The organism is Glycomyces sp. NPDC049804 (genome assembly GCF_040674615.1).
GTDB classification, from domain to species: Bacteria; Actinomycetota; Actinomycetes; order Mycobacteriales; family Micromonosporaceae; genus Glycomyces; species Glycomyces niveus.
In genome coordinates, this window is record NZ_JBFAMQ010000007.1 from 51,150 (window position 1) to 75,243 (window position 24,094).

At 71.0% G+C, this 24,094-nt stretch carries 21 protein-coding genes; 12 read left to right on the forward strand and 9 right to left on the reverse strand.

Features of this window, described 5'->3' with window-relative positions; all coding sequences use genetic code 11:
• Positions 1–77: 77 nt before the first annotated feature.
• The 4 genes from AB0K52_RS13235 to clpX all read left to right on the forward strand — a co-directional run bounded on the left by AB0K52_RS13235 (position 78) and on the right by clpX (position 4,545).
• Positions 78–1,235, forward strand: coding sequence for a S8 family serine peptidase (locus AB0K52_RS13235; protein WP_363530725.1), 1,158 nt, complete (start codon positions 78–80; stop codon positions 1,233–1,235).
• A 463-nt stretch (positions 1,236–1,698) separates the two neighbouring features.
• Complete coding sequence (locus AB0K52_RS13240; protein WP_363531437.1) at positions 1,699–2,250, forward strand: ATP-dependent Clp protease proteolytic subunit; 552 nt, start codon at positions 1,699–1,701, stop codon at positions 2,248–2,250.
• Positions 2,251–2,270: 20 nt separating this feature from the next.
• Entirely contained in the window at positions 2,271–2,933 is a 663-nt protein-coding gene (locus tag AB0K52_RS13245) for an ATP-dependent Clp protease proteolytic subunit (protein WP_363530728.1), read from the forward strand.
• 310 nt (positions 2,934–3,243) lie between these two features.
• The gene (clpX, locus tag AB0K52_RS13250; protein ID WP_363530731.1) at positions 3,244–4,545 is read left to right on the forward strand and encodes an ATP-dependent Clp protease ATP-binding subunit ClpX; all 1,302 of its coding nucleotides are present in this window, start codon (positions 3,244–3,246) and stop codon (positions 4,543–4,545) included.
• Between the two features lie 50 nt (positions 4,546–4,595).
• On the opposite strand, the gene AB0K52_RS13255 is transcribed toward clpX, so the two are convergent.
• On the reverse strand, positions 4,596–4,913 hold the full coding sequence (locus AB0K52_RS13255; protein ID WP_363530734.1) for a PLDc N-terminal domain-containing protein: 318 nt from the start codon (positions 4,911–4,913) through the stop codon (positions 4,596–4,598).
• 149 nt (positions 4,914–5,062) lie between these two features.
• On the opposite strand from AB0K52_RS13255, the gene AB0K52_RS13260 reads away from it, so the two are divergent.
• The 3 genes from AB0K52_RS13260 to AB0K52_RS13270 all read left to right on the forward strand — a co-directional run bounded on the left by AB0K52_RS13260 (position 5,063) and on the right by AB0K52_RS13270 (position 7,855).
• Positions 5,063–5,833 (forward strand): electron transfer flavoprotein subunit beta/FixA family protein, encoded by a 771-nt coding sequence (locus AB0K52_RS13260; RefSeq protein WP_363530737.1) that lies wholly within the window; start codon positions 5,063–5,065, stop codon positions 5,831–5,833.
• A 9-nt stretch (positions 5,834–5,842) separates the two neighbouring features.
• Complete coding sequence (locus AB0K52_RS13265; RefSeq protein WP_363530740.1) at positions 5,843–6,772, forward strand: electron transfer flavoprotein subunit alpha/FixB family protein; 930 nt, start codon at positions 5,843–5,845, stop codon at positions 6,770–6,772.
• A gap of 468 nt (positions 6,773–7,240) precedes the next feature.
• Entirely contained in the window at positions 7,241–7,855 is a 615-nt protein-coding gene (locus AB0K52_RS13270; RefSeq protein ID WP_363530743.1) for a biotin transporter BioY, read from the forward strand.
• 58 nt (positions 7,856–7,913) lie between these two features.
• On the opposite strand, the gene AB0K52_RS13275 is transcribed toward AB0K52_RS13270, so the two are convergent.
• A complete protein-coding gene (locus AB0K52_RS13275) occupies positions 7,914–8,825 on the reverse strand; it encodes a hypothetical protein (protein WP_208498043.1) in 912 nt (303 codons plus the stop codon).
• 297 nt (positions 8,826–9,122) lie between these two features.
• Here AB0K52_RS13275 and AB0K52_RS13280 point away from each other — a divergent pair, with 297 nt between their 5' ends.
• From AB0K52_RS13280 to AB0K52_RS13290, 3 genes are all read left to right on the forward strand, one after another.
• Positions 9,123–10,280: a cysteine desulfurase family protein gene (locus AB0K52_RS13280; protein WP_363530746.1), complete on the forward strand. Its 1,158-nt coding sequence runs from the start codon at positions 9,123–9,125 to the stop codon at positions 10,278–10,280.
• Positions 10,281–10,517: 237 nt separating this feature from the next.
• Positions 10,518–11,615, forward strand: coding sequence for a tRNA 2-thiouridine(34) synthase MnmA (gene mnmA, locus AB0K52_RS13285; RefSeq protein ID WP_363531440.1), 1,098 nt, complete (start codon positions 10,518–10,520; stop codon positions 11,613–11,615).
• Positions 11,608–12,624: a methionine synthase gene (locus AB0K52_RS13290; protein WP_363530749.1), complete on the forward strand. Its 1,017-nt coding sequence runs from the start codon at positions 11,608–11,610 to the stop codon at positions 12,622–12,624. Before mnmA ends, AB0K52_RS13290 begins: the two co-directional genes overlap by 8 nt.
• 7 nt (positions 12,625–12,631) lie before the next feature.
• Here the strand turns inward: AB0K52_RS13290 and AB0K52_RS13295 are convergent, their stop codons facing one another.
• Together AB0K52_RS13295 and AB0K52_RS13300 are read right to left on the reverse strand one after the other, a co-directional pair.
• Complete coding sequence (locus tag AB0K52_RS13295; protein ID WP_363530752.1) at positions 12,632–13,288, reverse strand: sulfotransferase family protein; 657 nt, start codon at positions 13,286–13,288, stop codon at positions 12,632–12,634.
• A gap of 133 nt (positions 13,289–13,421) precedes the next feature.
• Entirely contained in the window at positions 13,422–15,791 is a 2,370-nt protein-coding gene (locus AB0K52_RS13300; RefSeq protein WP_363530755.1) for a DUF4153 domain-containing protein, read from the reverse strand.
• Between the two features lie 177 nt (positions 15,792–15,968).
• Between AB0K52_RS13300 and AB0K52_RS13305 the strand changes: the two genes are divergently transcribed.
• Entirely contained in the window at positions 15,969–16,709 is a 741-nt protein-coding gene (locus tag AB0K52_RS13305) for a VIT family protein (RefSeq protein WP_363530758.1), read from the forward strand.
• Here the strand turns inward: AB0K52_RS13305 and AB0K52_RS13310 are convergent.
• The 5 genes from AB0K52_RS13310 to AB0K52_RS13330 all read right to left on the reverse strand — a co-directional run bounded on the left by AB0K52_RS13310 (position 16,706) and on the right by AB0K52_RS13330 (position 21,521).
• Positions 16,706–17,722, reverse strand: a complete 1,017-nt coding sequence (locus AB0K52_RS13310) for a magnesium and cobalt transport protein CorA (RefSeq protein WP_363530761.1) — start codon at positions 17,720–17,722, stop codon at positions 16,706–16,708. The genes AB0K52_RS13305 and AB0K52_RS13310 overlap by 4 nt on opposite strands.
• A gap of 46 nt (positions 17,723–17,768) precedes the next feature.
• Positions 17,769–18,401 carry a TetR family transcriptional regulator gene (locus tag AB0K52_RS13315; RefSeq protein ID WP_363530764.1) on the reverse strand — a complete coding sequence of 211 codons (633 nt, stop codon included), beginning with the start codon at positions 18,399–18,401 and terminating at the stop codon, positions 17,769–17,771.
• A gap of 9 nt (positions 18,402–18,410) precedes the next feature.
• The gene (locus AB0K52_RS13320; protein WP_363530767.1) at positions 18,411–19,148 is read right to left on the reverse strand and encodes an ABC transporter permease; all 738 of its coding nucleotides are present in this window, start codon (positions 19,146–19,148) and stop codon (positions 18,411–18,413) included.
• Between the two features lies 1 nt (position 19,149).
• Positions 19,150–19,881 (reverse strand): ABC transporter ATP-binding protein, encoded by a 732-nt coding sequence (locus tag AB0K52_RS13325; protein WP_363530770.1) that lies wholly within the window; start codon positions 19,879–19,881, stop codon positions 19,150–19,152.
• A gap of 203 nt (positions 19,882–20,084) precedes the next feature.
• Positions 20,085–21,521 carry an alkaline phosphatase PhoX gene (locus tag AB0K52_RS13330; RefSeq protein WP_363530773.1) on the reverse strand — a complete coding sequence of 479 codons (1,437 nt, stop codon included), beginning with the start codon at positions 21,519–21,521 and terminating at the stop codon, positions 20,085–20,087.
• A gap of 167 nt (positions 21,522–21,688) precedes the next feature.
• Here AB0K52_RS13330 and ligA point away from each other — a divergent pair, with 167 nt between their 5' ends.
• Positions 21,689–23,917 (forward strand): NAD-dependent DNA ligase LigA, encoded by a 2,229-nt coding sequence (gene ligA, locus AB0K52_RS13335; RefSeq protein ID WP_363530776.1) that lies wholly within the window; start codon positions 21,689–21,691, stop codon positions 23,915–23,917.
• Positions 23,918–24,094 lie beyond the last annotated feature (177 nt).

Consider the following 24,094-nt stretch of genomic DNA (forward strand, 5'->3'; position numbering starts at 1 on the left):
AGGTAACCGAATCTACCAATTCCTTGGTATCTTGTGACAGATGCCATAGCCCGTTTTCTCCCGAAGGGTGTTCATACATGGTGAACCATCCCCCCGTACGCCGTTACCTCCTCACCGCCTCGCTCGTAACCCTCGCCGCGACCGGATTCGCGGCGGCCCCCGTCCACGCCGAGACCGCCTCGATCCTCGCCGCCGACAGCCCCGACGCCATCGCGGGCTCCTACCTCGTCGCCTTCGAGGACGGCGTCGACGCCGCCACCGTGGACGCGTTCGGCGGCGACGTCGAGCAGGTCTACGGCTCGGTCGACACCGTGCTCGCCTCGATGAGCGAGGCGGAGGCCGAACGGCTCGCCGCCGACCCCGACGTGGCCTACGTCGAGCAGAACCAGACCGTCGAGATCCAGGCGACCCAGGACGACCCGCCCTCGTGGGGCCTCGACCGCATCGACCAGACCGGCCTGCCGCTCTCGGGCTCCTACACCTATCCCAACGCCGGTGAAGGCGTCACCGCCTACATCATCGACACCGGGATCTGGGCGAGCACCGCGGACTTCTCCGGGCGCACCGGCACCGGCTACTCCGCGATCCTCCCCGGCCTCCAGGGGCTCGACTGCAACGGCCACGGCACGCACGTCGCCGGGACCGTCGGCGGCACGAGTCACGGTGTGGCCAAAGCGGTCACGATCGTGCCCGTGCAGGTCCTCAACTGCCTCGGCTCCGGCACCACCGCCGGGGTCATCCAAGGCGTGAACTGGGTGACCGAGAACGCCGTCAAACCGGCGGTGGCGAACATGAGCCTCGGCGGGGGCGTCAGCGACGCCCTCGACGCGGCCATCGCCGCCTCGATCGACTCCGGCGTCACCTACGCGGTGGCCGCGGGCAATGAGACCGCCGACGCGTGCGGCGTCTCCCCGGCCCGCACCCCCGAGGCGATCACCGTCGCCGCCTCCACCGAAGCCGACGCCCGCGCCGACTTCTCCAACTTCGGCGACTGCGTCGACCTCTTCGCGCCCGGCGAGAACATCACCTCCCCGTACCTGTTCGGCACGCCTTCGGCGCTGAGCGGCACGTCGATGGCCTCCCCGCACGTGGCCGGGGCCGCCGCGGTCTACCTCTCGGCCCACCCGGACGCCTCGCCCGCCGAGGTCGCCGACGCGCTCACCGGCGCGGCCGTGCCGGGGGCGATCAGCGACGTCCAGGGCAGCCCGAACCTGCTCCTGCACGTCACCGACTAGCCCGATCGAGTGAGGGGCCCGGCCGCATCGGCCGGGCCCCGATCGCGTTTCCGCCCCTGGGCTGCGCGTTTCGCCCCTCCGGAGGACGGACATCCAGTGCGGGCGTCGCGAGTGGCCTGCGCCGCACCATAGGCGGGGGAGGGCGGTGTGCGGTCACGACTCGCGAGCGTCGCCGGGGCCGCACCATTCCGGCTCGCAAGCGTCGCGTATTCACGGCCCGCGAGCCAAGCGGAGGCCCGCTCTCCGCTCGCAGCGAACACGGAGCCCAGGCGCGTCCGATCGTCGCCCCGACGGGCTAAGGTCTGGATTGGTAACCGCAACGCCGAGTGCAAATCGCCGAGACAGAATGAAGGTGCAAGACATGGAGCATTCGATTCCGTTCTCCTCGAAGCTGGAGAAGGACGTCGTCAACGCGGTCGCCCGTCGCGGCGGTGGCGACCCTTCCGCGGTCGGCCTGGACAGCATGGTCTTCGACCGCCTCCTCAAGGAGCACATCCTCTTCCTGGGCTCGGACGTGAACTCCGAGATCGCCAACCGCCTGTGCGCCCAGCTGCTCCTCCTCGAAGCCGAGGACCCGGAGCGCGACATCAAGCTCTACATCAACTCGCCCGGCGGCTCGGTCTACGACGGCATGGCCATCTACGACACCATGCAGTACATCAAGAACGACGTCGCCACCGTCGGCATGGGCATGGCCGCCTCCATGGGCCAGCTGCTGCTGTGCGCCGGCACCTCGGGCAAGCGCTACGCGCTTCCCCACGCGCGCATCATGATGCACCAGCCCTCCGGCGGCATCGGCGGCACCGCCTCCGACGTCGCGATCCTCGCCGAGCAGATGCTCTACACCAAGCAGATGTTCCAGGAGCGCGTCGCCGAGCACACCGGCCGCACGATCGAGGAGATCGAGCGCGACTCCGACCGCGACCGCTGGTTCACCGCCGCCGAGGCGAAGGACTACGGCTTCATCGACCACGTCGTCAAGCGGGTGGCCGACGTCCCCGCCGAGGCCAACTAAGCACGAAAGAGGGGAACCAGATGATGGACATCCACGCCCAGGCCGGCGGCTTCGGCCCCCAGGCCCGCTACATCGTCCCGTCGTTCACGGAGAAGACCTCGTACGGGATCAAGGAGATGAACCCGTACAACAAGATGTTCGAGGACCGGATCATCTTCCTCGGGTCCCCGGTCGACGACACCTCCGCGAACGACATCATGAGCCAGCTGATCGTCCTCGAGGGCAACGACCCCGACCGGGACATCATCATGTACATCAACTCTCCCGGCGGCTCGCTCACCGCGCTCATGGCCATCTACGACACCATGCAGTACGTGCGCCCGGACATCCAGACCGTGTGCATGGGCCAGGCCGCCTCGGCCGCCGCCGTGCTGCTCGCGGCCGGGACCCCCGGCAAGCGCACCGCGCTGCCGAACTCCCGCGTGATCGTCCACCAGCCGGCCACCGAGGGCACCTTCGGCCAGGCCTCCGACATGGAGATCCAGGCCCGCGAGATCATGCGCATGCGCGACCAGCTGGAGAAGATCCTGGCCCGCCACACCGGCCAGCCCGTGGACAAGGTCCGCCGCGACATCGAGCGCGACAAGATCTTCACCGCCGAGGAGGCCGTCGCGTACGGCATCGTCGACAACGTCCTGACCTACCGCAAGAAGAACGCCCTGCCCGCCGAGGCCGCGGCGTAACGAGCCCAGTGCCGGGGGCCGGGCGTCCCGCACGCCCGGCCCCCGCCGCCATCCGACGGACCCTCACCTCCGATCGATCCGCCCCCGACGTCGCCCGGCCGCGATACCGTTGCCCAGGCCCCCGCGCGGTCGGCGACCGCGGTCGGCGAGGGTGGCACGGTGGCGGCAAATGCGAAATACTGGATCGAGACACCGGTTCGTCCTGAATCAACGGAGCCGGATCGGTGGCACGGGTTGACCTTTCAGCAATGGAGCGAGAAAGCACGCTCGGCCGGAGCCCGCGGGCCCGCCGAGGAAGGGAGTTACCGCGATGGCACCTCGCCTGGGTGACAGCGAGATCTTGAAGTGCTCGTTCTGCTCGAAGTCGCAGCGGCAGGTCCGCAAGCTCATCGCCGGGCCGGCCAACGTCTACATCTGCGACGAGTGCATCGACCTGTGCAACGAGATCATCGAAGAGGAGTTCGCCGAAGAGGCCGAGGTCGCCTGGGAGGACCTGCCCAAGCCCAAGGAGATCGTCGAATTCCTCGACCAGTGGGTCATCGGCCAGGACGCCGCCAAGCGCTCGCTCGCGGTCGCGGTCTACAACCACTACAAGCGCGTGCAGCTCGACGAGCTCGGCTCGATCCGCGGCGGCGACCACGTCGAGCTCCAGAAGTCGAACATCCTCATGGTCGGCCCCACCGGCTCCGGCAAGACCCACCTCGCCCAGACCCTCGCCCGGATGCTCGACGTCCCGTTCGCGATCGCCGACGCCACGGCCCTCACCGAGGCCGGTTACGTCGGCGACGACGTGGAGAACATCCTCCTCAAACTCATCCAGGCCGCCGACTTCGACGTCAAGCGCGCCGAGACCGGCATCATCTACATCGACGAGATCGACAAGGCCGGACGCAAGGCCGACAACCCCTCGATCACCCGCGACGTCTCCGGCGAGGGCGTGCAGCAGGCGCTCCTGAAGATCCTCGAAGGCACCCACGCGGCCGTGCCGCCGCAGGGCGGGCGCAAGCACCCGCACCAGGAGCACATCCAGATCGACACCACGAACATCCTCTTCATCTGCGGCGGCGCGTTCGCCGGGATCGAGGAGATCATCAAGGCCCGCGTCGGCAAGCGGACCGTCGGCTTCACCGCCCACCTGCACGACGCCGAGGACTCCGCCGAAGACGCGATCGTCTCCCAGGTCATGCCCGACGACCTGCTGAAGTACGGGCTCATCCCCGAGATGGTCGGGCGCCTCCCCATCTTGACCACTGTGGACCACCTCGACAAGGCGGCGCTGCTGCGCATCCTCACCGAGCCGCGCAACGCCCTCGTCAAGCAGTACCAGCGGCTCCTCGAACTCGACGGCGTCGAGCTCGAGTTCGCCGCGGACGCCCTCGAGCCCATCGTCGAATCGGCGATGCTGCGCGGCACGGGCGCGCGCGGACTGCGGGCCATCATGGAAGAGGTCCTGCAGCCGGTCATGTTCGAGATCCCCTCGCGCGCCGACGAGGTCGCGAAGGTCGAGATCACCGCCGACGTGGTGCGCCGCAACGTGAACCCCACGCTGGTGCCCCGGACCAAGGCCTCGCCGCGGCGGGCCGTGCGCCTGCGCCGCGAGAAGTCGGCCTGAACGCCGGAGCGCGAGACACCGCCCCGATCGCCGAAGCGGTCGGGGCGCGGTCAGTCGTCCTTCTTGTCGTCGCGCAGGCGGCGGTCGATGTCGCGCAGGAAGTCGGGGTCGTCGTCCGGTGCCACCGGCCCGCGCGGGCTGTGCGGACCGGCGTTCCCGCGGCGCGGACCGGGCTGCGGGCGCGGCGGGCGCGCCCGGCCGACCGTGAACCACAGGACGCCGCCGACGACCGGGACCAGCACGATGATGAGGACCCACCAAGCGCGCGTGAGCTTCCTGGGGGCGTGCTCACCGCCGAGGCAGTCCGCGACCGCTGCGATGACCAGCGCCAGGTGTGCGAGGACCAGGAAGACGAACGCGCGGATCATGGTCCAATCATGCCTGTCCGCCGCGCCCGGGACAACAACGCCTCGGGTGGTTACCCGTAAGTAACTTCGTAGGATATAGTTCAGGCCGAGACGCCTGAACGAAAACTAAGGCCAACAAGCGTCCTCTAGTACGACCTCGGAGGTTGTCGATGAACATCGTGGTTCTGGTCAAGCAGGTCCCGGACTCGGGACTCGCGAGACGGCTGGACGCCCAGCTGCGGGTCGACCGCAACGGCGCCAACAACGTCATGGGGGAGCTCGACGAGTACGCCGTCGAAGCCGCCCTCCAGCTCAAGGAGGCTCACGGCGGCGAGGTCACCGTCCTCACCCTCGGGCCGAGCCAGGCCACGGAGACCGTGCGCAAGGTCCTCGCGATGGGCGCCGACAAGGCCGTGCACATCGAGGACGACGCCGTCGGCGGCTCCGACGCCCTCACCACCTCCGCGATCCTCGCCGCGGCCCTCGGCCGCCTCGAATGGGACCTCGTGATCGCCGGCGCCGAGTCCACCGACTCCGGCATGGGCGTCATGCCCCAGCTGCTCGCCGCCCGCACCGGCAAGCCCGCGCTCACCGGCGCCCGCAAGATCGACACCGACGGCAGCGCGATCACCGTCGAGCACCAGCGCACCAACGGATACGACGTCCTCAGCGCGGACCTTCCCGCGATCGTGTCCGTCTGGGACACCATCAACACCCCGCGCTACCCGTCCCTCAAGGGCATCATGGCCGCCAAGCGCAAGCCCGTCGAGACGCTGACCCTCGCGGACCTCGGCGTCGGCGAGGCCGGCCCGGCCGCCGCGGGCAACGAGGTGCTGAGCGCCGCCGACCGCCCCGCGCGCACCGCCGGCGAGATCGTCACCGATGAGGGCCAGGGCGGCGTCGCGCTCGCCGGATTCCTCGCCGCCGAGAAGTTCATCTAGGAGCCGATGATGACTGACATCCTTGTGTACGTACCGAACTCGGGCAAGCACGCCGCCGAGGTCCTGACCCTCGGCCGCACGCTCGGCGACGTCTCGGCGATCGCCTTCGACGACGCCTCGGCCGCGCTGGCGGGCGAGTACGGCGCGGCGAAGGTCTACCGGGTGGACGCGGCGGGCGCCGACGACTACTTCGTGGATCCGAAGGCGACCGTCCTCATCGACCTCGCGCGCTCGGCCGCGCCGGGCTTCTTCCTGCTGCCGAGCACCGACGAAGGCAAGGCCCTGGCGGCGCGCGTGGCGGTGGCGCTGGAGAACGGCCTGCTGACCGACGTCTCGGGCCTGGAGGCCGACGGGACCGCGACGCAGGACGCGTTCGCGGGCGCGACCATCGTGAAGTCGAAGGCCACCAAGGGGTTCACGCTCGCGACGGTGAAGGCGGGCTCGACCGAGCCGGCCCCGGCGCCGGGCGCGCCGACCGTGGAGGCCGTGGCGGCGACCGTGACCGAGAACGACCAGCGCGTGAAGGTCGTGGAGCGGGTGGACGAGCCCGCGGGCGACCGGCCGGGCCTGGCGGAGGCCGGGATCGTGGTGTCCGGCGGCCGCGGCGTGGGTTCGGCGGAGGACTTCGCGCTCATCGAGCGTGTGGCGGACGCCTTGGGCGGCGCGGTGGGCGCGTCGCGCGCGGCGACGGACGCCGGCTACTACCCGCACAAGTTCCAGGTGGGCCAGACCGGTACGACGGTGAGCCCGCAGCTGTACGTGGCGGCGGGCATCTCGGGCGCGATCCAGCACCGCGCGGGCATGCAGACCTCGCGCGTGATCGTGGCGGTGAACAAGGACGCGGACGCGCCGATCTTCGGCATGGCCGACTTCGGCGTGGTGGGCGACCTCTTCCAGGTGCTCCCGCAGGCGCTCGAGGAGATCGAGAAGCGCAAGTAGCGCAAGTAGCGCACCGACGACCGGCCCGGCCCGGCCCCGGAAGGGGGCGGGCCGGGCCGTGGTCGTCAGGTGGGCGGATCGCCGGGATGGCGACCGCCGCGCGGAGCGCGGCGGGTTCGGGGCGGGTTCGGGGCGGTGGCGAGTGCGGCTCGTGTTCGCCGCCGCCCCCGGTTTCGATGGTTGCTCGGGGGTGCGACAGCCGGGCGGATCGCTTGGGGGAGTTGGGCGGTTCGCGGCGGTTGCCGCAAATCGGGCATTCGCGGCCGCCCCCGATTCGATGGTGGCATCAGGGTCTGACACCGCTTGGGGGTTCGTGTTCGGAGTTCGCGTGCGGGGCTCGCGTTCGCTGTCGCCCCCGGCTTCGATGGTGCTCCGGGGGACCGACATTTCGATGAAACAGCGGTGCGTTACGCTCTGGGACAGCCTCTCGTTATATAGAACCTACAGACGATGTTGGAGGAATCCGCAATGGTCGCCCCAGCTGCCGCGATTGCCGCGCCAAGCGTTCTCGCTGATCTCCTGCCCGCTCGCACGAAGGCCGCCGCGTACGCCCGCGACGCCGTGCTCGTGCTCGGCGGCGCCGCCGCCGTCGGCGCCTCGGCGCAGATCGCGATCACGATCCCGCAGATCAGCCCGGTGCCGTTCGTGCTGACCACGTTCACTGTGCTCCTCCTCGGCGCCGCCTACGGCCCGCTGCGCGCCGGTGTGACCCTCGCGTTCTACCTCGCCGCGGGCGCGGCCGGCGTCCCGTGGTTCACCGAGGGCACCTCCGGCTACGCGATGCCGACCTTCGGCTACATCATCGGCTTCCTCGCGGCCTCGGTCGCGGTCGGCCACCTCGCCCGCCGCGGCGGCGACCGCACCATCCTCAAGACCGTGGGGCTCATGGTCGTCGGCAACGCGCTCATGTACGCGTTCGGCGTCCCCTACCTCGCCTTCGCGCTCGACATGAGCGCTTCCGACGCGATCGCCGCCGGCATGACCCCGTTCCTCGCGGGCGACGCCGTCAAGCTCGTCGTCGCGGCGCTGCTGCTGCCGGGCGCCTGGGCGCTCGTCAGCAGGTTCCGCAACAGCGAGGGCTGAGCACCGCTGCGGCACACCGTAAAGGCCCCACCGGTTCGGTGGGGCCTTTCGCCTTGGTCTATTCGATCTCCCAGCCGATGCCGAGCGCGCCCGGGCGCGGCACCGGCTCAGCGAGCGCCACGGTGCGGTTCGGGCCCAGCTGCAGGTCGCCGGTCTCGCGCTTCTCGCGCTGCAGGCTCGACTGCGCGAAGCGGTACACGCGCTTGGGGATCGCGTCCGGCGCGAACCGCACCTGCAGCGAGTACTGGTCGACCGGGTAGCGGAACGCGTTGCCGTGGCCGCTGGAGGTCCCGCCGTTGCCCTGCACGACGATCTCGAACAGGTGGGTCGCGCCCTTCGGCAGCGGCGTGTCGAACACGATCTCGGCCAGGGCGACCGGCGCGTCCGGGTGGCGCAGGATGTTCGGGACGGTGCAGTCGCGGACCGGCTTGAACTCGATGTCGTCGATGTCGCAGCCGGTGTCGCCGCGGTAGAGCAGGATGTAGCGGTCCACGTCGTCGCGGCGGGCCCGCACGAGCATCGACAGCTCGAACACGGACTCCTGCCATTCGGAGTCGACGTGGACGATGACCTGCTGGCTGAGGATGTCCAGGGTGTGCTCGCGGGAGGCGGGCACCTGGTCGCACAGTTCGCGCACGGCGTCGCCGCCGAGGACGGCGTCGGGCCGGGGGAGCTGGCCCCGGATCGAGCGCGGCCCGCGGGCCCGCTTGGGGCCCAGGAGGACCCGCAGGGAACCGGCGGGGAGCTCCAGGAGGTCTTCGAGCGCGGTGACGGCGGCGAGCGACTCGGCCCGCTCGGGCCGGGACCGGCCGGACTGCCAGTAGCTGAGGCTCGTGGTCGACACGGTGATGCCGCGCATGGCGAGCCGGTGGCGGATGCGGTCGAGACCGAGCCCGCTGGTCTGGATGGCCACGCGCAGGGCAGTGTGGAACGGCCCGGCACGTAGCGCTTCGGCGAGCTCAGGCGTCATCGGCAACACACTTTCTCTCGACACGGGCGTCGAAGACTCGACCTTCTTCGGACCCCCGGTCTCGGGGCGGCGACCCCTCGCGATCGGAAAGGTAGGAGGATTCGTCAGATTCTATCTCGCGCGCACCACGACGCATTACGCCGACTAATGCGGAATATGGCGGCACTCCGGTCCCACCCCTCGGAACGGTATCGGACTCCTCGTGGGATCGCCCGCCGCGTCCCGCCCGAGCGGGCCGGGAGGCGCCCGCCACGGCGGAGGTGGTCGGCCGCGGACCGAACGTAGACTGGAGGGGCCATGGCCTATCTCGATCACGCCGCGACCACGCCGATGCTCCCCCAGGCGCTCGACGCCTACGTGCGCACCGCCCGCGCCCTCGGCAACGCCTCCTCCCTGCACGGTTCCGGGCGCACCGCCCGCCGCACGGTCGAGGAGGCCCGCGAGCGCATCGCCGAAGCCCTGGGCGCCAAACCCGGGGAGGTCATCTTCACCGGCTCGGGCACCGAGGCGGACAACCTCGCCGTCAAAGGCGTCCACTGGCACCGCCGCACCGCCGCCCGCAACCGGGTGGTGACCACCGCGATCGAGCACCACGCCGTCGCCGACGCGGTCGCGTGGCTCGGCGACCACGAGAAGGCCGACGTGACCGAGCTGCCGGTCGACAAGCTCGGCCGCGTCGACACGGCCGTCCTCGCCGCCCTCCTCGACGAGCGCGGCACCGAGATCACCGTGCTCACCTGCATGTGGGCCAACAACGAGGTCGGCACCCTCCAGCCGATCGCCGAGATCGCCGCCATGGCCGAGCCGCACGGCATCCCCGTGCACACCGACGCGATCCAGGCCGTCGGACACGTCCCGGTCGACTTCGCCGCGTCCGGCGCGGCCGCGCTCGCGCTCTCGGGGCACAAGCTCGGCGGCCCCACCGGCACCGGCGCGCTCATCCTGCGCCGGGACGTGAAGGCCGTGCCGCTGCTGCACGGCGGCGGCCAGGAGCGCGAGATCCGCTCCGGCACCCTCGACGTGCCCGGGATCGCCTCGCTCGCCGAAGCGGTCGCGCACGCCGTCCGCACCCAGCAGGTCGAGTCGCAGCGGCTGGCGCTGCTCCGCGACGACCTCGTGGCCCGCATCCGCGCGGCCGTCCCCGACGCGGTCTACAACGGCGACCCCGAGTCGCGCCTGCCCGGCAACGCGCACTTCTCCTTCCCCGGCTGCGAAGGCGACGCGCTCCTCATGCTCCTCGACGCCGCCGGTGTCGAATGCGCCACAGGCTCCGCCTGCTCGGCCGGGATCGCCCAGCCCTCCCACGTCCTCCTCGCCATGGGCGCCGAAGCGGACGACGCCCGCTCCTCCCTGCGCTTCACGCTCGGCTGGCCCACCACGGAAGCCGACATCGACGCGCTCGTCGCGGCCCTGCCCGAGGCCGTGCGACGGGCCAAGACCGCCGGGCTCTCTTAGGGCCCGGCCGGTGAGCCGAGACGGCCGCCCTCCGGCCCGTTCGCCCGCTCGCCGCGTTGTCGGGGCCTTTGCACGCAACACCGGTACACGAAGTCCCCTCCGCGGCCTCGGCGAAGCTTGCGAGCCGCAAATCGGCACTGCGAGCGAACGGATGGACTCGGACACCGACTCGCCCCGGCTCACAGGCCGGTCCCTGGCCGTCTCCGAACACACGGGCCTAAGGTTGTTCACGTGAAACTGCGAGTACTGGCCGCCATGAGCGGCGGAGTCGACTCGGCCGTCGCCGCGGCCCGCGCCGTCGAGGCCGGGCACGACGTCACCGGCGTCCACCTGGCGCTGTCCAAGAACCCCCAGACCTACCGGACCGGGGCCCGCGGCTGCTGCACCATCGAGGACTCCCGCGACGCCCGCCGCGCCGCCGACGTCATCGGCATCCCCTTCTACGTGTGGGACATGGCCGAGCGCTTCCACGAGGACGTCGTGGAGGACTTCTACGCCGAGTACGCGGCCGGGCGCACCCCGAACCCGTGCCTGCGCTGCAACGAGAAGATCAAGTTCGCCGCCGTCCTCGACCGCGCCATGGCCCTCGGCTTCGACGCCGTCGTCACCGGCCACTACGCCCGCAAGGGCGACGACGGCCTCCTGCGCCGCGCCGTCGACCCCGGCAAGGACCAGTCCTACGTGCTCGCCGTGCTCACCCCCGCCCAGCTCGCCGGCTCCCTCTTCCCGCTCGGCGACACCCCGAAGGACCAGGTCCGCGTTGAGGCCGAGACCCGCGGCCTCGCCGTCGCCCGCAAGCCCGACAGCCATGACATCTGCTTCATCGCCGACGGCGACACCTCCGGGTTCCTCAAGAACAAGCTCGGCCGCAAGGAAGGCGAGATCGTCGACGCCGCCTCCGGCGAAGTCCTCGGCAGCCACGACGGCTCCCACCAGTTCACCGTCGGCCAGCGCCACGGCCTCGGCCTCAAGCGGCCCGCCGCCGATGGGAAGCCCCGCTACGTCCTGTCGATCACGCCCGTGGACAACCGCGTCGAGGTCGGCCCGCGCGAGGCCCTGCGCGTCGACCGCATCCGCACCGGCGCGCCCGTGTGGCTCGCCGCCGAGCGGACCGGGCCGTTCGAGGCCGAGATCCAGCTGCGCGCCCACGGCGAGGTGTACCCCGCGACCGTGACCGCCGAGGACGGCGGGCTCACCGCGAAGCTGCACAAGCCCGCGTACGGCGTCGCCGCCGGGCAGGCCCTCGTCGTCTACGACCCGTCCGACGCGGGCGACGCGGTGCTCGCGTCCGGCACGATCGACTCGACCTCCTCGGTGGAGGCCGCGGGTGTCTGACGCACCGTCCTCGGGCGCCGAGGCACTGCCGACGGGCGTCGCCACCGGCGTCGGCTCCCTGCCCGGGACGGACGTCCGAGAGGCCGTCAACGTCGTCTTCGGGGAGCTCCCCGAATGGCCGCACCTGCCCGAGCTGCCCGACCGGGGGCTCGGCGCGGACATGATCGGCCGCGGCGCGGCCCTCCTCGTGGGCCTGCCGGTCCAGTGGTGGGCGTTCCGGTGGGAGATCGCCGACCTGCCCGGCCGCGACGCCCGCCGCGCCTTGGACTTCCTCGAACGCGACCTCGACGCCCTCCACGAGGTCGACGCGACCGGACCCGTGCGGTTGACCTCCGTCGGCCCGTTCACGCTGGCCGCGAACCTGTGGCGGCGCGGCGGCGGCGCGATGCTCGCCGACCCCGGTGCGGTCGCCGATCTGACCGCGTCGCTCGCCGAGGGGCTGCGGAACCATGTGGCGGCCGCGCAGGCGCGGATGCCGAAGGCCGCCTTGTCGGTCCAGATCGACGAGCCGAGTCTGCCGGCGGCGCTGGCGGGCCGGGTGAACACCGAGTCGGGGCTGGACTTCTACCGGCGCGTGCCGGTCGAGGTCGCGCGGGAGCGGCTGCGGGAGCTCACCGAGCAGGTCGGCGTCCCGGTCGTGGTGCACTGCTGCGCGCCGGATGTGCCGGTGCGGCTGCTGGAGGAGGCCGGGGCGCAGGCGCTCTCGGTCGACTTGACGCTGCTGGACCTCGACGACGTGCCGAAGGTCGACGCCCTGGGGGAGTACCTTGACGGCGGCGGGCGGCTCGTCGCCGGAGTGGTGCCGCCGCTGGGGCAGCGCCGTCCCGGCGTCGGCAAGGAAGCGGCCGATCGTGTGCTCGCCTTGTGGAACCGGCTCGGGTTCGCTCTCGAGCAGCTGCCGCGGCAGGTGAGCGTCTCGACGACGTGCGGGATGGCGGGGGCGAGCCCGGATTACGCGCGGTTCGCCATGGAGGCCAGCCGCGAAGCCGCCGAGCGGCTCCGCGGCTGACGCCCGGTCAGGACCGGTCCGGGCTCTTCGAGGTCATCTCGTCCAGGTTCTGGCTGTTGAAGTCCGCAGTGGAGTTCAGGTGCGGGAACGGGGTCTCGGGGATCGGGAGGCCGAGTGCGGTGCAGAGCGGCTCCCAGCCCGCGCCGGTCTCGAACTCGACGAGGCGCTCGGCGGGGATGGTCGCGCGGACGCGCTCGTGGTAGCGGTCGTAGGCGGCCTTGACGGTGGCGGGCTCGGAGCGGTCGGCGTCGCCGAACGTCTTCGTCCAGAGTCCGTCGATCATGGCGGGCCAGTCGGCGCCGCCGAACTCCGCGCCGCGGCTCTCGGCCTCGAACGCCTGGAAGATCGTGTTGTTGGCGCTCTTCCACCAGGTCTCGAAGCTGTCGCGGCGGGAGAGGACGACGATGGCGTCCGGGTAGGCCTCGGCCAGTTCGGCGTAGAACGCCGAGCAGGGCCAGTCGACGGCGGCCGCGTAGCCGCCGAGGAGCGTCTCCCAGTCGGGGAGGTCGCCCTTGGTCGCCGCCAGGAAGGCGGGCGGGTCCACCTCGGTGCGGCTGAAGACCTCGGCCATGTGGTGGCAGGGGGCCCCGAGGAGGGTTTCGAGGGCGTTCTTGAGGGTCATGGTTCCTGTGCGCGGGAGTCCCGCGCCGATCACTCGCAGCATGGGTCGAACCTATTCGGCCCCAAGCGAAACGGTCAACACCGAATGCCGCTCGCGTCTAGACGGGACGGACGCGCCGCGGGCGGCGCGGCAGCTCAGCGGCCGCCGCGCCGCCCGGGTGATGTCGGACATGCGTTCAGGCAAACGTCGCGTACAGGTCGGCCATCTGCGCGGCGAGGTCCGCGGCGGCCGCTTCGGCGACGGTGTCGCGCGAGACGCCCATGACGTGCACATAGATCACCAGGTTGTCCTTGGCCTGGTAATACTGGAGCTGGCTCTCGGCATCGGAGCCGGTGGAGAGGACCACGGCGTCCTCGCGGTCGACGATGAGCCAGCTGCCGCCCTCGTAGGCGTGGACGGCGTTCTGCAGGGAATTCACCGCGCCGTTGGTGGAGCCCGTGTACGCCACCTGCCCTTGGACGTCGATGTCGCCGCTGTAGAACGCGCAGGTGAGCCACGCGTTCGGCTCGGTCTCGCTGAAGTACGCGTCGGAGGTGCCCGGTTCGAGGCCCCACGAGTCGACTTCGTCGACGAGCCACGCGCTGGTCTGGGCCGCGTCGACCGAATCGCAGGTCGCCGTCTGGAAGAACGCGGCGGGCGGCGGGTCGGCGATGACGTCCGGCTCGACGGTCTCGAACGGTCCCGCCGGTTCATGCTCGTCCACCGCCGGGGCCTCGAGCTCCTCCTGGCTGTACAAGCGGCCGTCGCCCCAGTCGCAGTATTCCGGCATCTCGTCGTGCTCTTTGAGGAGGCCGGAGGCGCGCTGGTGGCCGAGGTTCCAGGCCATGAGGTCGCGCTCCTCGCCGGACTGGTCGAAGAGCATGCAGTCGAGGTCGGCGTCGGAGAGGCCGGCGAACTCGGGCACGGCGTCGTCCGAGAGGTCTTCGAGGTAGCCGAGGTCGAGCTTGTGGTCGTGCTCGAGGTTGTAGCGGGCGATGAGCGCGTCCGGGTTCGCGGCGGCCAGGCCCAGCAGCGCCAGTGCGCCCGAGGCGAGCACGGCGCGCGGCAGCCACGCGGCCTTGAGCTTCCAGCAGCAGACGATGACGAGCGCGAACAGGACCGCGAGCCAGATCTCGACCGTGAAGATCCACACGCGCATCCGGGTGAGCCCGTAGGTGTCGGCGTACGTGAACATGCGGTACAGGGCCGAGGCGATGACCACCATGGACAGCAGGCAGAGGGTGCCGAGGAGGATGCGGGCCGCCCACCGGTCGGCCTTGGTGCGCTTGGGCGCGAGCCAGGCCGCGACGGCGATGACGCCGAGCGCGAGCGCGGCGACGATGCTCAGCTGCCAGAAGCCCCTGCGGGCGTAGTCGGCGAAGGTGAGCCCGTTGGTCGCCATGACGTACGCCTCGCCGCCGATGAACACCCGCAGCTGCACCGCGATGAATGCGATGAACAGGAGGTTCAGCGCGCCCAAGGGGACCGAGAGTTCGAACCGGGAGACGGTGCGGTGCTCGCCCTCGGGGCGCTGGGAGTCGAAGCGGGGCTTCGCGACCGCGGTGTACGTCCACAGCAGCACCAGCGGGAACAGGATCGCGGCGAGGATGATCCGCAGCATGAACTCCGCCGGGTTCACCGAGGGCAGCAGCCGCACCACGAGATCGGCGAACGTGCTGTCGGCGGCGGCGAAGAGCCCGCCGAAGACCAGGAGGAGCGCGGCGGTGATCAGCGCGACCCAGACGTTGCGCATGCTCGCGTTGCCCTCGTTGGCGCGTTTGCCGCGCTTGGCCCATGTGAAGGACTCGGCGAGCCCTTCGAGCCAGCCCGCGGCGAGGGTCACGGCCGTGCCGCTGAAGCGCCCCTGCGGGGCGAGCACGAGGGGGGTGAGGAGGAATGCGGCTGCGGTGCAGAGGAACACGACCCAGCCCGCGTCGCGGATCGCCGCGACCGACCACAGTGCGGCGACGAGGGCCGCGCCCGGCAGGCGGGGCAGGAGGTCCTTGGGGTCGCCCGCGGCGAGGGGCACGGCGAGCATGGCGATGCCGGTGAGCGACAGGCCGATGCCGACGCCCGTGGAGTGGAACGCGGCCCATGCCCCGAACAGGGCGACCACGGCGACCAGGACCACGATGGCGGGCTGGGGGACCGCGTCAGGTCGGTGCCAGCGCGGATTCGGCGGCACCATGCGCGGCGCGTGCGCCTGCTGGTAGTAGGCGGCCTGCTGCTGGTATTGGGCGGCGGTGAGCGGCCTGGCGTGGTGGTGCGGGGCCGGCGGCTGCGGTGGCGGGACCGGGGACGCGGGGTGCGCGGCGGCGGCGACGAGTGCTGGGGCGGCTGCCGGCGCAGGCGTCTCAGCCGGCGCCGGGGGCGTGGGTTCGGCGCGGGGCGCCGCCGCTTGCGGCGTTTCGGCCTGCGCGGGAACGGCTTCGGGCTCGGCGTCGGGCCGGGAGTCGCCCATCGGCGTCTCGGGCCGGTGCGGGGCGGGAGGTTCGCTCGGGGTCTCGCCGCGGGACGCTTCGGCGTCTTCGGGCCTCGGAGCTGGGGAGTCAGCGGGTTCGCTCATTGAAGAGCCCCTTCTCATCGGAGGGAGTGCCGACAATAGCGGTCGCCGTCAACCAGGGGAAGCGTCCATTACAGAGCGTCGCGGCGGCCTGCCGGACATTTCCCTCAAGCCTCCGCAAATCCTGGGGTCCTGTGAGAACTCCCACCGGCTGCAACCTTGTGGTTCACTGGAATCGTGATGGCGCGAAGCGGACATGAAGGGCACGACCACGAGAGCGGCGCCCACAACGGCGGCGGCCCCGGCTCGGTCGGCAGCCGTCTCAACTGGCTCCGGGCGGGCGTGCTCGGCGCGAACGACGGCATCGTCTCGGTGGCGGGCATCGTCATCGGCGTCGCCGGGGCCACCTCGGACCGGTCCACGATCCTCGTCTCCGGTGTCGCCGGGCTGGTCGCGGGCGCGTTCTCGATGGCCGGCGGCGAGTACACCTCCGTCTCGACCCAGCGCGACACCGAGGCGAGCCTCGTCGAAGCCGAACGGCGCGAGCTCGACGAGCGCCCCGAGGCGGCCGAAGCCGAACTCGCCACGAGTCTGGAGGACCGCGGCCTGTCCGAGTCGACCGCCCGGAGCGCGGCCCGCGAGCTCTCGCGCCGCAACCCGCTCAGGGCGCACGCGGTGGTCGAGTACGGGCTCGACCCCGACGAGCTGACGAACCCGTGGCACGCCGCGCTCTCCTCGTTCCTCGCGTTCACCTGCGGCGCACTGCTGCCGCTGCTCGCGATCACCCTGCTGCCCGAGGGCGTCCGCGTGATCGGCTGCGCGATCGCGGTGATCGCGGCGCTGGCGCTCACCGGCTTCACGTCCGCGCGGCTCGGCGACGCGCCGCGGGGGCGGGCGATGCTGCGGGTCATGGGGGTCGGCGCGGCGACGATGGCCGCGACCTACCTGATCGGCTCGGCCTTCGGCGTCGCGATCGCCTAGAGCCAGTTGTGGCGCTTGAAGACCACGTACAGGAGCCCGGCCGAGAGCAGCATGAGCCCCATGGCCATCGGGTAGCCGAGGACCCATGAGAGCTCGGGCATGTGCGTGAAGTTCATGCCGTAGATCCCGGCCACCAGGCCCGGCGTGAACAGGATCGCCGCCCACGACGAGATCTTCTTGACCTGGTCGCCCTGCTCGATGCTGGCGTGCGAGAGCTGCCGCATCTCCTCGTTCTGCGCCTGGGTCACCAGTGTCGAGTGGACGGTGAGCGCGTTCTCCAGCAGCGCCCGGAACAGGTCGGCGCGTTCGACGATGCGCAGCACGTGGTCGAGCACGTCCCGCATGTCGCGTCGCAGCTCGATGTCGACCTGGTACTTGTCGTACCCGGACTCGAGGGACTTGAAGATCCGCACGAGCGGGTGCGTGGCCCGCTGGAACCCCATGGCCTCGCGGGCGAGCTCGTAGATGCGCCTGGCGACGTCGGGGTCGCCCGAGAACAGCTCGTCCTCGATCTCGTCGATGTCGTCCTCCATGCCGTCCACGACCGGCCCGTACCCGTCCACGACCACGTCGAGGACCGCGTACAGGACCGCCTGCGGCCCCAGCGCCAGCAGCTCGGGGTCCGCTTCGAGGCGGCGGCGGACCTGTGCGAGGTCGGGCGATTCGGCGTGGCGGATGGTGATCGCGAAGTTCGGGCCGATGAACAGGTGCACCTCGCCGAACTCGACCTGCTCGGTCTCCTCGAGGTAGCGGGCGGGCCGCAGGACCACGAAGAGCGTGTCGCCGAAGCGCTGCAGCTTCGGCCGCTGGTGCCCGGTCTTGGCGTTCGCGATGGCCAGGTGGTGCAGTTCGAACTCCTCGGCGACGGCCGCGAGTTCGGCCTCGGTGGGCCGGTAGAGGCCGATCCAGGCGAAGCCGCCGTGCTCGTGCAGGTCCTCGAATGTCTGGTCGAGGGTCACGTGGTGCGACTCGCGCGTGCCCTTGCGGTAGATGGCGCTGTCGACGATCGGCATCAGGTCAGTGTAGGAGCCGGCCGCGACCGGCCCTGATGAGCGTCGCTCACGCCTTGGGCCGCTCGGCCTCCGCGAACTGCTCGACCGGCATGGTCAGGTACCGGTCGATGTTCGGACCGATCGTCTCGGCGAGCTCGGCGGCGCTCAGCGACGCGACCGGCTCGAGCTTGAGGATGTACCGGGCGACGACCAGGCCGAACACCTGGCTGGCGATGAAGCTCGCGCGCACGGGCACGTGGTCGACCTGGTCGCCGATGGTGTTCTCGACGGTCTTGACGATCCGGTGCTCGAACAGCTGCCGCAGCACGAACGACATCGCCGGCTTCGACAGGCTCGTGCGCACCACCGCGAGCAGCTTGTCCTGGTGCGGGCCGTCCCAGATCGCCACGAACGCCCGCATGAGCCGCCCGCCCGCGCCCTCGACCCCGCCCTGCTTCAGCACGGCCGCGACCTCAGGGGCCGGGTCCATCGGCAGTTCGATCGCGGCGAGGAACAGGTCGTCCTTCGAGCCGAAGTAGTGGTGGATCAGCGACGGGTCCACCTGGGCCTCGGAAGCGATGCGCCGCATGGAGACCGACTCGAAGCCCTCCTCCGCGAACAGCCGCCTCGCGGCGGACAGGATCTCCGCTTTCGTGTCGGGGTTGCCCGTCCGCCGTCCGGTGCGCTTCGTTCTGGCCACAGGGAGACCCTAGTTCGTGCGCCGCCGTAGCGTCGCGGCTCCGAGCGCCGTTGCGACGAGGACCGCAGCGGCCACGACCGCGAGGTTCCCCCACATCGCCGCCGTGACATCGGGGTGCGTCTGCACTTCCGTGAGCGCCTTGACCGCGTAGGTCACCGGCAGCGCGTCCGAGACGCCCTGCAGCCACCCGGCCATCTGGTCGCGCGGCCAGATCAGGCCGCACAGCAGCAGCTGCGGCACCACGAACACGGGCATGAACTGGATCGCCTGGAACTCCGTGGTCGCGAACGCGGACACGAACAGCCCCAGCGCCATCCCGAACAGCGAGGCCACGATCGCGATGAGGAACACCGCCCACGCCGGCCCGGCCGTGTCGAGGCCCAGGAACAGGTACGCGACGGCGGCGGCGATCGCGGTCTGCGCCGCGGCCGCCGCACCGAACGCGATCGCGTACCCGCACACCAGGTCGAGCTTCCCCGTCGGCGTCGTCATGAGCCGCTCCAGGGTCCCGCCGGTGCGCTCGCGCAGCAGCGTGATCGAGGTGATCATGAACATCATCATGAACGGGAAGAACGCCAGCAGGATCAGCCCGACCGTGTCGAACGCCTGCGGCGCGGCGTCCATGATGGCGCTGATGAGCGCGATCATCAGGCTCGGCACGGCGAGGATGAGCACCACCGTGCGGCGGTCGTTGAGCAGCTGCCGGAGGATGCGGCCGGCGGTGAGGAAGGTGATGCGCAGCGACATGTCAGTTCGCCTTCTCGAGTTCGCGGATGAGGTGCAGGAACGCCGCTTCGAGGTTCGCGGCGCCGGTCGCGGCGCGCAGGTCCGCCGGGGTGTCGTCGGCGATGAAGCGGCCCTCGCGCAGCAGCAGGAGCCGGTCGCAGCGGTCGGCCTCGTCCATCACATGGCTCGAGACGAGCAGGGTCGCGCCCTGCTCGGCGAGGTCGCGGAACTGGTTCCACAGTTCCTCGCGGATCACCGGGTCGAGTCCCACGGTCGGCTCGTCGAGGACCAGCACCTCCGGTTCGATGACGAGCGCGCACGCGAGCGAGGTGCGGGTCTTCTGCCCGCCGGAGAGGTTCGCGGCGAGCTTGTCCGCGAAGTCGCCCATGCCGACGCGCTCGATGGCGCCCATCGCCTCGGCGCGGCTGCGGCCGTAGAGGGCCGCGAAGTAGGCGACGTTGGCCTTAACCGAGAGGTCCGGGTAGATCGAGGCGTCCTGCGTCACGTAGGCGACACGGCTGCGCAGCGGCTTCGTCCCGGCCGGGTGGCCGAGCACGGTCACGGTGCCGGACTTGACTTTCTGCGTGCCGACGACGGCGCGGATGAACGTGGTCTTGCCCGAGCCCGAGGGGCCGAGCAGGCCGGTGACGGTCCCGGCCGCGATCTGCGTCGAGACGTCGTCGAGGACGGTGCGGCCGCCGCGGTGGACGACGAGGCCGCCGACCGCGATGGCGGTGTCGGGGGTGGGTGGCATCGGGAGCCTCCAGTAATTCAATGACTGATGAATTCACCGTACCACGTAAATTCATCGACTAGTGAATTACCTCCAGTGTCCCACGAGAACTCCGGCCTGAACAGCGAAAAAGCGATCCGGCCGCGCTGAGCCAACGCAAGGCTCGCAAGCGTCGCCGAAGGTGGGACGTTGCACGCGGCCGGACCGCCACTCGGGAGTGGGTTCTAGAGGACGCCCTTGCTCCAAGGCCCCCAGATCGCGATCGTCCGGCCCGGCTCCAGCGCCGGGTCGCCCAGATCGCCGCGCGTCGCGCCCTGCATGTTCGCGAACAGCACCTTGCCGTCAGGCGAGAACGTCGCGCCGCACCACTCGGTCTTGCCCTCGTGGTACACCAGCGGGAAGATCTCCCCGTCCCGCGTCAGGCCCCGCATCGCCGGCAGGTCGCGGCCGGTGTCCTCGCACAGGATCAGGTTCCCGCCCGGCGAGACCGTGATGTTGTCCGGATAGGACAAGAGCTCCGCATCGGGCGATTCGAACACCAGCTTGATGGTGCCGCCCTTGTGGCCGCGCGGCCGGTACTCCCACAGCTGGCCCTCGCCCTCGTCACCGCCCGAAGTGGACGCGATGTAGACCGCGCCGTCGCCGTAGAAGCAGCCCTCGAGCCGCCCGAACACCGCCGCGCCCCGCGCCCAGCCCTGGTCGAACACCGCCAGCTCGTTCGCCTCGGCGTCCGCCGGGTCCGGGTCGTCGATGTCGACCCACTCCACGTACAGGCTCCTCCCGGCGCGCTGGCCGGTGCGGGTGTCGTGGTTCCACGCGTCGGCGATCTTCAGCATCTGCAGCTGGCCGCCCTCGGCGAGGTCGCCGGGCACGTTCGGCAGGAACCGGTAGAACCCGGCCGTGTTCTGGTCCTCGGTCTCGTAGACCACGCCCGAGCGCGGGTCCACGGCCACCGCCTCGTGCACGAACCGGCCCATCTCCTTGAGCGGCGACGGCACCGTCTCGCCGTTCTCCGCCGACGGCACCTCGAACACGTACCCGTGCTCGGCCGCCCAGCCCGCGCCCGTCCCGGCCGTGGTCTCCTCGCACGAGAGCCACGAGCCCCACGGGGTCGGGCCGCCCGCGCAGTTCACGATCGTGCCCGACAGGGACTGCCAGGCCTCCACGAAGTGCGGCTCGCCGTCGTCCCAGCGCACGCTCATCGTCGTGGTCCCGCCGCCGCCGAGCGCGTCGTAGCGGTGCTCGGGACTGCCGGTCGGGACGCCGACGCCGGGCTCGTTGCGCTCCTCGTGGTTGCGCACCAGCCGCCACTGGCCGCGCCGCCCGGTCGGGAAGCAGGCCATGCCGTCGTGCGCGAGCGGCGTGCGGTAGCCGTCGCTCATCGGGGACGCGGCGACCGCGAACACCTTGAAGTCGAAGCCCTCAGGGAGCCACAGGGTCTGGGAGAACCCCGTCTCGGGGTCGGTGCGGGTCAGCTCCCGCAGCTCGCCGTAGCCGCCGTTGTCGGGGCAGTCGCGGTCCTTCTCGCCGTCCTTGGCGTGGGCCGCGCGGATCGACAGGCCCTCCATGGCGGCGACCGCGAAGAGGCTCGCGCCCGCGGCGGCCGCGCCTCGGCGCAGGAAGCTGCGGCGGTTCGCGCCGCCGGTCGAGAGGATCGCCATTCCGGTCTCCTTATTGACGGGGCAATCGGGGGTGTGTACGGGCCGTACGCGGCCGATCCTTCCGGCCCCCGGGGTTGGCCAGGCAATCACGACGTGAACGCGAGGTGACCGGTTGCATAAGGCTTCGGCCTCCCCGAAACGTCGCACTCAGCTGACACAATGGGGCCGTGAGCACGACTGACGCAGAAGCGGACGGCACCGACCGGACCGACGCTGAGCACACAAGGGATGCCGACTTCCAGCGCGCCCGCGCGCGCCACGAGGACCTGTCGGTGGAGATCACCGAGCACCGCCGCCGGTACTACGCCGAGGACGCGCCCACCATCTCGGACAGCCAGTTCGACGAGCTCATGCACGAGCTGATCGACATCGAGACCGCCTACCCCGAGCTGAAGAACGAGGACTCGCCCACCCAGCAGGTCGGCACCTTCTCCACCGCGTTCACGCCCGTGCAGCACCTGGAGAAGATGCTCAGCCTCCAGGACGTGTTCAGCCTCGACGAGGTCCAGGCCTGGGCCGACCGCATCACCGCCGAGGTCCCCGGCGAGCCCTACCTGTGCGAGGTCAAGATCGACGGCCTCGCCGTCGACCTGGTGTACGAGCAGGGCCGCCTCACCAAGGCCGCCACCCGCGGCGACGGCGTCACCGGCGAAGACGTCACCGCGAACGTCGCCACCATCAAGGCCGTCCCGCAGCGCCTCGCCGCCGCCGACGGCCACGACGTGCCCGAACTCCTCGAAGTCCGCGGCGAGGTCTACTTCCCCAGCACCGACTTCCTGCGGCTCAACGAATCCCAGGTCGCCGCCGGCAAGGCCCCGTTCGCCAACCCGCGCAACGCCGCCGCCGGGTCCCTGCGGCAGAAGGACGCCGCGAAGACCGCCGAGCGGCCCCTCAGCTTCATCGCCCACGGCCTCGGGGCCGTGCGCGGCTTCGAACCCGACACGCAGTCCCACGCGTACGCCGCGCTCGCCGCCTGGGGCCTGCCCACCAGCCCCTACTGGCGCGTCGTGGGCACCGTAAAAGAGGCCTACGAGTACATCGCCGAGTTCGGCGAGCAGCGCCACGAACTCGTACACGAGATCGACGGCGTCGTCATCAAGATGGATCGGCTGGACGTGCAGCGCCGCCTCGGCGCGACCTCCCGCACGCCCCGCTGGGCCGTCGCCTACAAGTTCCCGCCCGAGGAGGTCAACACCAAGCTCCTCGACATCAAGGTCTCCATCGGACGCACCGGCCGCGCCACCCCCTACGCCGTGCTCGAGCCCGTGCGCGTGGCCGGCTCCGAGGTCGAGTTCGCGACCCTCCACAACGCCGACCAGGTGAAGGCCAAGGGCGTCCGCATCGGCGACACCGTCGTGGTCCGCAAGGCCGGCGACGTCATCCCCGAGGTCGTCGCCCCCGTCGAGGCCGCCCGCACCGGCGACGAGACCGAGTTCGTGATGCCCGAGCGCTGCCCCGAATGCGGCAGCGTCCTGGCCCCCGCCGCCGAAGGCGACGTCGACCTGCGCTGCCCCAACGCCCGCTCCTGCCCCGGGCAGCTGCGCGAACGCCTCGCCTACCTCTCCGGCCGCTCCTGCTTCGACGTCGACCGCATGGGCTACATCGCGTGCGCCGCACTCGTCGAACCCCTCGGCGCCGACCCGGTCCTGGTCGACGAAGGCGGCGTCTTCGACCTCCGGATGGACGACCTCCTGCCCATCCAGGTCGTCGTGCGCGACCCCGACACCGGCCTGCCGAAGCAGGACCCGAAGACCGGCGAGGACAAGGTCGTCGCCTACTTCGCCAACAAGAGCGGCGAACCGAAGAAGACCGCCGTCCAGATGCTCGAGAACCTCGAGGCCGCCAAGCGCCAGCCCCTGTGGAGGGTCGTCAACGCGCTCTCGATCCGCCACGTCGGCCCCGTGGCCGCCCAGGCCCTCGCCGAGCACTTCGGCGACCTCGACCGCATCGCGAACGCCGACGAGGCCGAGATGGCCGCTGTGGACGGCGTCGGCCCCACCATCGCATCGGCCATCAAGGACTGGTTCGCCGTCGACTGGCACCGCGCGATCGTCGAGCGCTGGCGCGAGGCGGGCGTGCGGATGCAGGACGACGCGCCCGACCCTTCCGAGGCGCTCCCGCAGACGCTCGAAGGGCTCACGATCGTCATCACCGGCGGCATACCCGACTACACCCGCGAAGGCGCGGCCGCGGCCGTGAAGGCCCGCGGCGGCAAGGTCTCCGGTTCGGTGTCCAAGAAGACCAGTGCGGTCGTGGCGGGGGAGAAGCCCGGCTCCAAGTACGACAAGGCCGTCCAGCTCGGCGTGCCGGTCGTCCCGGGCGCGGATTTCGCGGCCCTCCTCGAAGACGGGTTGTCCGCACCGGAAACTCTCGATGCCGAGACCGAACCAGAATGATCACAACTTCGTAACGATCCGTATTCCTATACGGGGGGAGGCTCGTTAGATCAAGGCAGAGTCATCTCGTGGATGCTCGCCCCTTGTCGTGCCAACGGCTCGGCGCCCATCGCCCGAAAGGGCCGCCGACGCTGGAACCGACCGCGGGAGGCGCTGCCGTGAACACCGGATAACGGT

Bases quoted from the DNA above. Each gene is read 5' to 3' on its own strand.
- AB0K52_RS13325 (WP_363530770.1), bottom strand. From the start codon at position 19,881: ATGCCACCCACCCCCGACACCGCCATCGCGGTCGGCGGCCTCGTCGTC.
- AB0K52_RS13235 (WP_363530725.1), top strand. From the start codon at position 78: ATGGTGAACCATCCCCCCGTACGCCGTTACCTCCTCACCGCCTCGCTC.
- AB0K52_RS13295 (WP_363530752.1), bottom strand. From the start codon at position 13,288: ATGCTGCGAGTGATCGGCGCGGGACTCCCGCGCACAGGAACCATGACC.
- clpX (WP_363530731.1), top strand. From the start codon at position 3,244: ATGGCACCTCGCCTGGGTGACAGCGAGATCTTGAAGTGCTCGTTCTGC.
- AB0K52_RS13265 (WP_363530740.1), top strand. From the start codon at position 5,843: ATGACTGACATCCTTGTGTACGTACCGAACTCGGGCAAGCACGCCGCC.
- AB0K52_RS13270 (WP_363530743.1), top strand. From the start codon at position 7,241: ATGGTCGCCCCAGCTGCCGCGATTGCCGCGCCAAGCGTTCTCGCTGAT.
- AB0K52_RS13260 (WP_363530737.1), top strand. From the start codon at position 5,063: ATGAACATCGTGGTTCTGGTCAAGCAGGTCCCGGACTCGGGACTCGCG.
- AB0K52_RS13245 (WP_363530728.1), top strand. From the start codon at position 2,271: ATGATGGACATCCACGCCCAGGCCGGCGGCTTCGGCCCCCAGGCCCGC.
- AB0K52_RS13280 (WP_363530746.1), top strand. From the start codon at position 9,123: ATGGCCTATCTCGATCACGCCGCGACCACGCCGATGCTCCCCCAGGCG.
- AB0K52_RS13330 (WP_363530773.1), bottom strand. From the start codon at position 21,521: ATGGCGATCCTCTCGACCGGCGGCGCGAACCGCCGCAGCTTCCTGCGC.
- AB0K52_RS13310 (WP_363530761.1), bottom strand. From the start codon at position 17,722: ATGCCGATCGTCGACAGCGCCATCTACCGCAAGGGCACGCGCGAGTCG.
- AB0K52_RS13320 (WP_363530767.1), bottom strand. From the start codon at position 19,148: ATGTCGCTGCGCATCACCTTCCTCACCGCCGGCCGCATCCTCCGGCAG.
- AB0K52_RS13255 (WP_363530734.1), bottom strand. From the start codon at position 4,913: ATGATCCGCGCGTTCGTCTTCCTGGTCCTCGCACACCTGGCGCTGGTC.
- AB0K52_RS13300 (WP_363530755.1), bottom strand. From the start codon at position 15,791: ATGAGCGAACCCGCTGACTCCCCAGCTCCGAGGCCCGAAGACGCCGAA.
- AB0K52_RS13240 (WP_363531437.1), top strand. From the start codon at position 1,699: ATGGTCTTCGACCGCCTCCTCAAGGAGCACATCCTCTTCCTGGGCTCG.
- AB0K52_RS13275 (WP_208498043.1), bottom strand. From the start codon at position 8,825: ATGACGCCTGAGCTCGCCGAAGCGCTACGTGCCGGGCCGTTCCACACT.
- AB0K52_RS13305 (WP_363530758.1), top strand. From the start codon at position 15,969: ATGGCGCGAAGCGGACATGAAGGGCACGACCACGAGAGCGGCGCCCAC.